This window comes from Microcoleus sp. Z1_A1 (genome assembly GCF_036700305.1).
In the GTDB taxonomy this organism is placed as follows: domain Bacteria; phylum Cyanobacteriota; class Cyanobacteriia; order Cyanobacteriales; family Microcoleaceae; genus Microcoleus.
The window spans coordinates 1-10,737 of record NZ_JAUBOR010000083.1 but is presented as its reverse complement, the minus strand read 5'-3'; the positions used below and the strand labels follow the sequence as shown (position 1 = coordinate 10,737).

At 46.3% G+C, this 10,737-nt stretch carries 12 protein-coding genes; 9 read left to right on the top strand and 3 right to left on the bottom strand.

All coding sequences use genetic code 11. From position 1 onward, the window contains the following. Positions 1-94: 94 nt before the first annotated feature. Positions 95-1,672: an adenylate/guanylate cyclase domain-containing protein gene (locus QT973_RS26455; protein ID WP_333058469.1), complete on the bottom strand. Its 1,578-nt coding sequence runs from the start codon at positions 1,670-1,672 to the stop codon at positions 95-97. An 88-nt stretch (positions 1,673-1,760) separates the two neighbouring features. On the opposite strand from QT973_RS26455, the gene QT973_RS26450 reads away from it, so the two are divergent. The 9 genes from QT973_RS26450 to QT973_RS26410 all read left to right on the top strand — a co-directional run bounded on the left by QT973_RS26450 (position 1,761) and on the right by QT973_RS26410 (position 8,402). Beyond that, positions 1,761-2,021 (top strand): hypothetical protein, encoded by a 261-nt coding sequence (locus QT973_RS26450; RefSeq protein ID WP_333058467.1) that lies wholly within the window; start codon positions 1,761-1,763, stop codon positions 2,019-2,021. Positions 2,022-2,307: 286 nt separating this feature from the next. Continuing rightward, the gene (locus QT973_RS26445; RefSeq protein WP_333058465.1) at positions 2,308-3,138 is read left to right on the top strand and encodes a prepilin peptidase; all 831 of its coding nucleotides are present in this window, start codon (positions 2,308-2,310) and stop codon (positions 3,136-3,138) included. 61 nt (positions 3,139-3,199) lie between these two features. Further along, positions 3,200-3,421 (top strand): hypothetical protein, encoded by a 222-nt coding sequence (locus QT973_RS26440; RefSeq protein WP_333058464.1) that lies wholly within the window; start codon positions 3,200-3,202, stop codon positions 3,419-3,421. 129 nt (positions 3,422-3,550) lie between these two features. Then, entirely contained in the window at positions 3,551-4,501 is a 951-nt protein-coding gene (gene accD / locus QT973_RS26435; protein WP_333058463.1) for an acetyl-CoA carboxylase, carboxyltransferase subunit beta, read from the top strand. Between the two features lie 384 nt (positions 4,502-4,885). Beyond that, complete coding sequence (locus QT973_RS26430) at positions 4,886-5,077, top strand: translation initiation factor IF-2 (RefSeq protein ID WP_333058460.1); 192 nt, start codon at positions 4,886-4,888, stop codon at positions 5,075-5,077. Between the two features lie 145 nt (positions 5,078-5,222). Next, positions 5,223-5,711: a photosystem II cytochrome c-550 gene (gene psbV / locus QT973_RS26425; RefSeq protein WP_333058459.1), complete on the top strand. Its 489-nt coding sequence runs from the start codon at positions 5,223-5,225 to the stop codon at positions 5,709-5,711. 154 nt (positions 5,712-5,865) lie between these two features. After that, positions 5,866-6,366 carry a photosystem II cytochrome PsbV2 gene (gene psbV2, locus QT973_RS26420; protein WP_333058458.1) on the top strand — a complete coding sequence of 167 codons (501 nt, stop codon included), beginning with the start codon at positions 5,866-5,868 and terminating at the stop codon, positions 6,364-6,366. Between the two features lie 125 nt (positions 6,367-6,491). Beyond that, complete coding sequence (gene petJ / locus QT973_RS26415) at positions 6,492-6,830, top strand: cytochrome c6 PetJ (RefSeq protein ID WP_333058457.1); 339 nt, start codon at positions 6,492-6,494, stop codon at positions 6,828-6,830. 552 nt (positions 6,831-7,382) lie between these two features. Continuing rightward, positions 7,383-8,402: a CHAD domain-containing protein gene (locus QT973_RS26410; RefSeq protein ID WP_333058456.1), complete on the top strand. Its 1,020-nt coding sequence runs from the start codon at positions 7,383-7,385 to the stop codon at positions 8,400-8,402. Between the two features lie 236 nt (positions 8,403-8,638). Here QT973_RS26410 and QT973_RS26405 read toward each other — a convergent pair whose 3' ends face one another. Continuing rightward, positions 8,639-9,136: a 2TM domain-containing protein gene (locus tag QT973_RS26405; RefSeq protein WP_333058454.1), complete on the bottom strand. Its 498-nt coding sequence runs from the start codon at positions 9,134-9,136 to the stop codon at positions 8,639-8,641. A 169-nt stretch (positions 9,137-9,305) separates the two neighbouring features. After that, the gene (crtA, locus tag QT973_RS26400) at positions 9,306-10,142 is read right to left on the bottom strand and encodes a cyanoexosortase A (protein ID WP_333058453.1); all 837 of its coding nucleotides are present in this window, start codon (positions 10,140-10,142) and stop codon (positions 9,306-9,308) included. Between the last annotated feature and the right edge of the window lie 595 nt (positions 10,143-10,737).

Below are 10,737 nucleotides of genomic sequence, written 5' to 3'. Positions count from 1 at the left end.
TTTGTTGATTTTGTAAATCAAATCTTGAGTGTTTACTTATCTTAACATGATTTGGTTTTTTTACGCCTACCTACTTATTGCCCAGCAAAGTTATTTAAACGCCCCCTTTCCCCTTCTCCCCTTTTGCACCTTGCAAAGCAAAAATCGGAGTTTGAGCAGATTTCCCCTTCAGAGCAACAGATCCCAAAGCCTCGCAAATAAAGTTTAGCTCGATCGACTCACACACCCTTTCACCAATCAAAATTTGGTTTTCCCCCGCCTTGCTCATCAACCGAGCCGCCGTATTCACCGTATCGCCGAGAATATTAAACTCCCTGCGCCCTCGCGGTTCCCCAACCTCAGCAGCAAACACCGGCCCCAGGGATAGCCCAATTTGACAGCTTACTTTTACTTCTTCACCCGCGATAATTACCAGAGGCAAACCTGCAATCATATCTCGGATCGCAATCGCCGCACTAGCCGCGCGGCTGGCGTCATCCCTGTTAGCGTCGGGCACGCCAAAATAAATCAGCATATCCGAACCGTCTAAGTGCGCCGTTACTTTTTGCAACACGCCCCCTTTAGCTGAGACTACAGCATCGATCGACGCAAACACCCTAGAAAAAGCAACTATCAGATTGACTTCTTCCTCCAGCGAAGCTTTGTCTACAGACTCTGGTAAACCTATCAAGTTGACAAACATCACCGTCGGTTCAGGAAAATCCGGCGGAATTTTCCGCCTGTCTGCATTTTCCACCAGCAGTCTCAGGATAGTTTTGGGAATATAACTAGCAAGGGGTTCAAGCCGATTCACAGCTTCCCCGATTTCTTTTACCAAGCCCCCGACGCTGCGATCGAGCAATACCGAACTCGGCATCCGCCGCCCAGTCAAAGTGATATCATACTCTCCGAGTCTATCGTCCGTGAAATCGTCCGCCACCAAAAAATAACCCTGCTTCCCAGGTTCAAAACGAAATTGCTCTCCCAAAGACTCTCTAGCAGTTTCAGTCACACACACCCGCCCCACAGTCCCAGAACCCTCAGCTTGCTTAGCTTGCTGGACTGAATGCCCCAGCAGTACGTGAGCCATCCGCAGCGGCGTACCGATGTCAGCACTAATATAGCGCCCGCAGTGGATGCCCACCCGCATCCTCAAAGACAAAACACCCCGCGCCGTTTCAATATTGGCAAATTCAGCCATCGCCCGCTGCATCCGCAAACCCGCCCGCACCGCCCTCGCTGTATCCTCTTGGTAAACCCCTGACGGAAACTGCACCAGCATCGCATCTCCGGTAAACTCCAGCAAATCCCCGCCCGATTTGCTGACAATTTCAATCATTGAGGCAAAATAGTCGTTAATCACGCCCAGCAGGGTTTCAGCTCCCTTGCGCCCCTGGGTAGCGTTCGCTTCCAACAGCGAGGTAAACCCTGCCAAATCGGTAAACAGCAAGGTGCCTGTTTGCCACTGGTAGCGCACCTCCCCTGGGTTGGGCGGAGATTCGGACACGGGCCGGGGCACGTAGTCATGGAGGATGTAGCGCAGAGTTCGCAGGTGATCGAAAACCCCCATTAGCGTTGCGGGGGACGGATCTACCCACGCAGCAGCGTACAGTTGAGCGGAAAGGAGCGATCGCAGCCGCAGTTCGATCGCAGCCAAGGGAGGATTGTAGGTTAATCTATTAATAATTTCCACCTAAGTTTATTCTTAAAAAATAGGGTAAGTTCTATTGATCGAGATGCTACACCAGTAACTCGACCTATACCATTATGATAAGTTTCCAGTGACTCCATACCAGCCAAACCCACAACCCACTAGAGAAACTTCCGAACGTCACAGCTTGCTAGCTCCCGATTTGATCCGAGCTGCTCGATCGGCCTATGGTATGTATCTGAAAGTGCATTCCGAGCAGATGCAGCGTCCGGCGGGTGTAGTTGTCAGTCAAGGAAGCGATCGAGGTCAGGTAATTTTTGCTTCGCAGCCGATTTTATTGCCCGGTGAACGTTTTGTTACTTTTGAGGAAATTGAATCTCAAATGTATTAATTGCTAATTGGTCATTGGTGGTAATTGGTAATTGATAATTAAGCATAGGGCATGGGGAATTGGTAATTAGTCACTAATATTATGTCCCCTCGAACGCTCGCACTAAAATAGGTTTCTAGTGAAGAGCCATGTTTTCAGGATTTTATGAAAACTTGCATTCTTGACTATTAATACCTTTTATGATGGGTAATTGACCGTACAAGCTCTAACAACTGAGAACTAACTATTGAGAAGTAACAAGTGATACATAACCCCAGTCAACAGTGAACAGTCAACAGTCAACTTAATGGAAATAATCTTTAATTGCCTTGTCATGGCGATCGTCTTTATTGTCGGATCGGCTATTGGCAGCTTTCTAAATGTGGTAGTCTATCGGTTGCCTGCGGGTTTGTCGGTGATCAACCCTCCTTCTCGCTGTCCCAAATGTTTAAATCAACTCAGAACTTACGAAAATATACCCGTTTTCGGTTGGCTGTGGCTCCGAGGCCGCTGCAATCACTGCCGCAGTCGGATTTCTGTCCGCTATCCACTGGTGGAAGCAGCTACGGGTTTGCTGTTTTTGCTAATCTTTTGGCGGTTTGGCGTAACAGTGCAAACTCTTGGTTTTTGGGCTTTGTTTAGCTGGCTGTTGGCTTTGTCTTTGATTGATTGCGATACAATGACTTTGCCTAATTCATTAACTCGATCGGGTTTGGTGCTCGGATTGGTTTTCCAGGTGGCGAAAGGTTGGTGGCCGACATTTAGTTCGATCGACTCGGTAAACTATCTGGTACTCGATGGGATCGCGGGAGCAGTTGTCGGGTTGTGGCTGTTTGACGCGATCGGACTCGCCGGGACGATCGGGCTGGGGCAGAATGCTATGGGCGCCGGAGATACCAAATTGGCAGCCTTGATGGGAGCTTGGCTGGGGTGGAAATACTTGCTGCTAGCGGGATTTATTGCCTGTGTCGCCGGGGCTTTTGTCGGTGGCGGGGCGATCGCCCTCGGCTGGCTCGATCGGCGTCAACCCATGCCTTTCGGCCCGTTTCTGGCTCTCGGTGCAGCAATTACTGCTCTGTGGGGCGAAGCGATCTTATCTACTTACTTGCAGTTGTTTTTTCCGAATTTTAGTTTCTGATCGGCAGGCAGTCAGGCGCGATCGAACATAACATTGTCTCAAAAATTGGTAAAATTGTTCCGTGTCTTGGATTACACTTACAACAACTAGCTTTCGTTGGGAAGCGGAATTAATGCAGCAGCTCCTAGCTGCCCATGAAATCCCGGCCCGGATTGTAGACTTGGGCATAGCATCTTATTTGGGGGCTGGAAGTGCTACAGCCCTGCAAGTTCTTCCAGAACACCAGCGAACAGCATCGCTCCTCATCAGTCCCGTTGAAGATGAGCCAGAAGCGGGTGATTAGTCATTAGTCATTAGTCATTAGTCACTGAACAACTAGCAATTGACAACTAGCAACTAACAACTAACAATTACTAATTACCAATTACCAATTCCCAATTACCAATTACCAATTACCAATTACCAAGTTTTAATGTCTCTATTTGATTGGTTTGCAAATCGACGAAAATCAGTACCGAACTCCCAAGAACGGCCGGAACGAGAAATTGCGGACGGACTTTGGAATAAATGCGAAGCTTGCGGTGCCCTCAGTTATACCAAAGACCTGCGAGCAAATCAAATGGTTTGCTTGGAATGCGGGCATCATATCAGAGTTTACAGTGACGATCGCATCGAGCAGTTGATCGATCCCAACACCTGGGTGCCCCTTAACGAAGGACTGCACGCCACAGATCCTCTGAAATTTCGCGATCGCAAAAAATATAGCGATCGACTCCGAGAATTTCAAGAAAAAACAGGCCACCTAGACGCCGTAGAAACAGGCATCGGCAAACTGGAAAATTTGCCAGTCGCCCTCGGAGTCATGGAATTTCAGTTCATCGGCGGCAGCATGGGCTCAGTAGTCGGAGAAAAGCTGACTCGCCTCATCGAACACGCCACGCGGGAACGCTTGTCCGTAATCATTGTCTGCGCTTCCGGTGGTGCAAGAATGCAAGAAGGAATGCTCAGCTTGATGCAAATGGCTAAAATCTCCGGGGCTCTGGAACGCCACCGGGAAGCGAGACTGCTTTACATCCCGATTTTGACCCACCCGACCACCGGCGGCGTCACCGCCAGTTTTGCCATGCTGGGAGACATTATAATTGCAGAGCCAAAAGCTACTGTGGCCTTTACGGGCGGCCGGGTAATCGAACAAACTCTGCGGGAAAAGCTACCGGAAAATTATCAAACTTCCGAATACTCCTTCGCCCACGGTTTTGTAGACTTGATTGTACCCCGGACTCAATTAAAGAAAACTCTTGCTCAGCTCATCAGCCTCCACCAGCCCCAGCCTTTCTTGGCAGACTCGGAATTTCCCGCCCTCAATGGCAGCGATAGCCACGCTTTGCCCCCGCAGACTCACGCTTTCAAACTTTCTCCCTAAGCTGTCGCGCCGGAGGATTGTCTGTTGGTGAGTCCGGGGCACCGAGGGAAATTTCTGAGGAATTCCTCAAAACCGGGCTTCTACCAAAAATATTGAGTTTGTTAACGAGACGTTCACGCAGACACCGGGTTTTGATCCCCGCCCGCCCAACTCCTATTGGTAATAACGACCCAGCAGTGGGATGATATTGATCGGAAGTTGATTGGCCCTGAAGTTAGGCTGGGCAAAAATGCCTAGTCGCAGTTAGCGGTGAGTTAGCTTGCGATAGATCGAACAAAATCTCAGAACAAACTAACAGAACAAGCTCACAGCGCTTTCTAAAATTGTCCGGCTTTCAGTTAATAGCCGTCAACTCAATTTTTACCTGTCAGCGACCTAAAAATTATGGGTTTTGCAGACCTGTCCATCGCAGAAATAGCAGAGGACTTCAACGTCCCTGTTGAAGAGGTGATCCGCTTGTGCGATGAGTTGGAAATTGCCTACAAGCACCCTCAAACCCGTTTGGCTTTGGAGGATGTTAAGGCAATTATGTCCACTCTCGAAAAAAGGCGCGACTCAAAACTTCTTGCAGATTAGAGCGCAAAATTCCTCTACCTTTAAAGGTATAGCTGCACAAACTTTCGCCAGTTGTTGCAGAAAGAGGGAATTTTGAACACAAATCTGTTTGCCAGCTATACTCTCTTAGCGTTCAATAATTTGCCGGATTTTTTTAAGGAGAACCATGCTTAAAAGATATTTCATTGCTCTGACCGCTGTATTCTTGAGCTTTCAGTTATTTGTCAGCAGTGCGATGGCTATCGAACTGAGTCCTGAACTTCGCACTCTGCCTTTGAATGACAAGGGTACTCCAGTGGTGCTGAGCCTCAAACAAGTTGAGCAAGGCAAACGCCTGTTCAATTCGGCTTGCGCTCAATGTCACGCTGCGGGCATGACCAAAACTGACCCGAACGTGAATTTGAGCCCGGAAACTCTGGCTTTGGCCAACCCGCCCCGGAATAATATTGAGTCGCTGGTGGACTTTATGAAAAATCCCACCACTTACGACGGGTTTGAGGAAATTTCGGAACTGCATCCGAGTATGAAGAGTGCGGATATTTTCGCTGAGATGAGAAATCTCTCGGATGACGATTTGTACGCGATTGCCGGTCACATTCTGTTGCAGCCGAAAATTGTCTCCAAGCAGTGGGCTGGTGGCAAAGGCGCTCGCTAATCGATTTTAGATTTTAGATTTTGGATTTTGGATTTTGGATTGGGAGATGGCTGAAGTTCGGCAAGGATTGCTGGCTGGTCGTTTTTCGCTCTAAAATCTGAAATCTAAAATTTACCTCCTGCTCATTGATTATCGCAAAAGGTTGTAGTCCCTCATGCTGCGTCGTGGTGCTTTTGTCTGCTTTCTGTTGGGGATGTTAATTATTTTGCCACTCGTGCTGTTGGCTCCTCAACCTGTTTTGGCTGCTGCCGATTCTTACGTGAATAGGTATTTACAAGCCAGCGAACCTGTGGCTCTGGAGTTGGACTCTGAGGGACATACTCGCTTGTTTTCGGCGTTTGATTTGTCTGCGGGCAAGGTATTGTTCGAGCAAAATTGCCTGAATTGTCACGTCGGAGGAGCTAATTTGCCCGATCCGACGATATCTCTGTCTTTGGCTGACCTCAAGGGGGCAACGCCTCCCCGCAACAACATCAATAGTCTGGTGGCGTATCTGAGAGAACCGATGACTTATGACGGTACTGAGGAGACTTTTTGGTGCCGCCAAGTGCCGGAAAGCTGGATGCCACAGGCTGAGATTGAAAATTTAGCGGCTTTTGTGATCCGGGCGGCTCAGAAAGCTCCGGGCTGGGGCGTGGAGAATTTTGAGAGTTGAATTGCTACTGCCAAAAAGTGGTAAATTACTCGGAAGAAGGCGATACGACTGCGCGATCGCGCCTGTTAAAACAGGTAAAATATCTAAAGAATCACCCTTTGCGTGTCCATTAGAGGAGAACTGCGTTGAAAAGACTCTTATCGATCGCCCTATTAGCGTTCGCAATTTTTACCGTCGGCTTTGGTCGCCCTGCTTTGGCAGGTGATGCTGTTAAAGGAGCTAAAATCTTTAGCTCCAACTGTGCTGCTTGTCACATCGGTGGCGGCAACGTGGTTATGGCCCAGAAAACCTTGAAAAAGGAAGCTCTTGAGAAGTACGGCATGAATTCTCTGGAAGCTATTACCACTCAGGTAACTAAGGGCAAAAATGCTATGCCTGCTTTCGCCGGCCGCTTGAAGCCAGAACAAATCGACGATGTAGCAACCTACGTGCTCGAGCAATCTGAGAAAGACTGGAAAGGCTAAACTGCCTCTTGGAAGTCGGGCAACCTGGGCGGGTTTGATTTAATTTAAAACTTGTCCTCCCGATCGCACCCTCTCTCACCCTTTGGCGAATAAACATCGGTTTGCAGCGATCTTAACCTATTTGGGAAAGCGCGCCAGAAATCCAATTTTTATTAGCTCAATGGCGAGGGAGGGACATTTTATTTTAGATTTTAGATTTTAGATTTTGGATTGAAGAATTGAAGAATTGAAGAATTGAAGATTTGAAGATTTAAAGATTTGAGATTGCTAAATGCTGACTTTGTATAAACTGTCAAGCACCTTATACAGCACTTTCCAGGTAAGTGAAGTACAGAGAAACCGGGTTTCTTGAATAAAACCGGTTTCTGGCGAGAAATCCAGAAGAAACCCGGTTTCTGGGGTGTACTTTATAAACCTGGAATCCGCTGTATTAAGATTCATGTATTGAAGCCCGTCATAAATTGGAGTTGTGTGCTAGGATGTAAACCCTTTACTACCAAAGCCTTGAAATCCAAATTAAAGTCGATCGGGGATCTGGAATCTACACCTGCCATGAACGTAAAAACATCAGCAAAAGTTAAAACTCCAGTTAAAACTCTCGGAGACGCTGCATCTGGGGCGATTGAGAAATATTTCCGCAAAAGTGTAGCGCACGAGGCTGAAGTTATCAAAGACAAAGACGCGGAAGAACTTCATCAAATGCGCGTGGGATTGAGACGTTTGCGATCGGCTGTGACTGGTTTTGCTCCGGTTTTAGATTGGCCAAAAGAGGCTTCTGAACGTAAAATTGGTAAGGTGGGGCGGATTCTGGGAACTCTCAGGGATTTGGATGTGATGCTCGAAAGTCTCCAAAATCGCTATTACCCGAATTTGCCGACTGAGGAACAGGAAGTTTTGGATAAGGCTTTGTCGAATTTGCTCAAACAGCGCCACCGGGCTTTGAAAGGGGTGAGGGCGATTTTAGAGCACAAAACCTACGAATCGCTGAAGCAGTCGATCGAGGATTGGCTGGAAAAACCGAAGTTTCAGGCGATCGAACATTTGCCAATTGCTGAGGTTTTGCCAGATTTACTGTTACCTCAAGTCAGCGAGTTTTTTCTCCATCCGGCTTGGCTGTTGGGTACAGAATATGAAGATGGCAAAGTTAAAGTTGCTAAGGATTTGAATGCTGAGGCTGTCGAACAGAAGTTAGCAGCCGAGGGAACTATTCTGCACGATTTGCGGAAGCAAGCTAAGCGGGTTCGCTATTTGATGAATCTGTTTGGCGATTTTTACAGCGAGACTTACGAAGTTTATGTCGAAGATGTGAAAGCTATTCAGGAATGTTTGGGCGATATTCAAGACAGTGAAGTTTTAGGCGAGTTTCTGACAGATTTTGTCGATCGCGATCTGGAAAAAGAGTTGCCGAAATTGGCTGGTTTGTTGGTCGAAAATCGCTATGCAGCTTGGCAAAAATGGCAGGTTTTGCAACGCAGGTATTTGAGTTCGGAAATGCGGCAAGGTTTTCGATCTGCTTTAATTCATCCTGTGGTTAAAGATGCTGCTAATGGAAAGTTGCCCCAGGAAAGTTAGGGTTTTTGGGCCCTGAGAATGCGATCGACTGCCGGGAGGGACTAAAAGAAGGATATTTGTAGGGACACGGCATTGCAGAGTCCTTCATTGTATAACTCAATCAAGGGCGATCGCTCTTGGGGAGAGGTTCAAGAAAAAACCTTAACAATTATTCTTTCCAGTAACGAGTTAAAACCCGAATTACTTCACGAGTGTGAAGTAAAAGAAAGGGCGATCGCGTTTTTTACCATAGAAAATCAGGACTGCAACCACTTCATAAACTTATTCGTCGCAGTACCAATCGACTCTCCCACCTGTTTCTTCAACCGCCACCGCTGAAATGCTTGTTCGTAATCTTCCCCTTCAGTTTGATAAACATTCCAAGCATTTAGTGACAACCCCAATCCCCACGTTAGTAAAATGAAAAGTGACCAAGAAAGCTCGTGCGAACCTGCTAGATTAAACAAAACTAAAAAAGTATTGATAATGCCGTACTTGGTCACATTTTTCTGCAATTTGCGACGACGGTAAGAGTTAAAAACCAGCTTTTCTTGAACTTCTCCTCTAGTTGCTAACCATTGCTGTTCCGCCGCTACAATATCCTGTTCGGAAATGCCCAATTCCGCTGCAATCTCGAAAAGCTGCACTCTGGATAATTCCCCTTCATCCTGTCGCCGCGCGATCGCAAGCTGTAAAATACCCTGAGCATCCTCTGAACCGTAAACTTGACTTATTTGACTTTCATTGGTTGCCATAACAGGTTTCCGATAATTCCTGACATCATTTCTATCATAGATATAGACGCAGTTAAACGATAGGTAGTGACATTGGCGGATTTCAACACCCGGACATTTGAGTGAGCAAGACTCCTGACTATGGGAGGGGAAATCGAAGAACCGATATATTTCCCCAAATGGCAACTAATTAATTTCCCGAACTGTGACTAAGTTGGCTATCTCGTTTCAACATAAATTGATAAAATATCCCAAACAAAATCACCGCAATCATTCCCACCACTAAAGAACCTTCACCCTCATGCCAATATTTAAACAAATCTAGGCGATAAGATGCAACTAACAATGCCATTCCCGCCACTCGCAAAACATTAATAATAAAACCCAAAATGACAGCGACACATATTACCAAAGCCTTATTTTGTTTAGTAGGAAACATCACCAAACAAATTACAGCTAAACCTAATAAGTAATTCATTGCCTCTATACCCGAACAACCCCCATTTACCAACACCCTTCCTGTCGGCAAAGCAACATAATTACCATCGCGTGTTACATCAAAACCGACATACCACAAAGAATAATAAGCAAATTTAGCAGTAAGCGAGGTAACAAAATCCACTAAAGGTAACGTAATGACACTGGGGGTGCCATGAAAAAATAGTATTACCAATTCACGCCAATATAGTTTTAAGTTCTGAAAACCTACCGCAAGTAGGCTCACACCTAAACCAGACAAAAAAGGTGCCAGTCTTAAAAAAGGCTCGGATTTACTGGAAACCACAGCACTTTGAAATAAAATAAAAGCTATTAATAGCGTCCCTGCTATTGTCGATAATAGGTCACTTTTTATCTCACGCTGTTTGAGAATATCCTGGTTGTCCCAAAGCAGGGAACCCACAGCGAACCAAAAAACTATACTCATCCAAAAATGAGCAACATCGTCCAGCTTCCACAGGAGTGTCATATTCAGAGTTACTAAGGCTGTGGCGATAATGATGAGCCAAAAAATTTTTCTCTTGAACATTTTAGATATTAGTTATTAGTTGATCGATGAGAGCCATACTGCGGACTGTTTTTGATTGCCAACCCTAGAATAAGGGTTTCCAGCCGATTCGGCAATCGAAGTACCAACGGAAAATCGATGGTTTTAGACTCCGAACTAAAAAACAGTCCAGACTATTCTTAGATGATATCATAAAAATAGTAGGGGATGTGGACAACTCAGTAGCTTGAACCCCTTCTACGGAAAGGACGTGGAGGATTTTAATCGCCGTTAATCTTTGAGATGAGGTTAGTAGACACTCTGGAATTTGATGAATGGTGAAACTCAGATGCAACGCATAGCTCAGCATTAGGACACCTAGTGAAAAGACTGTTACTCGAAATGATTGCTTGGATGCCTAGCACTTGTTTACTGGGCCCCTGTAAGCAAAGACTAAAAAGCGAGTAAATCAATCAAAATTAAAAATACAGCCTCTTCCATGTTCATGAAGTACACTATAAAGCTATATTGTTTGGTGTTAATCCTCCGGGTGCGGATCTGCGAAATATTGGTCGATAAAACTTACAGATTGACGGGTGTATCCGCACCTTACACGGGCTAGAAGATTGTGTGTACC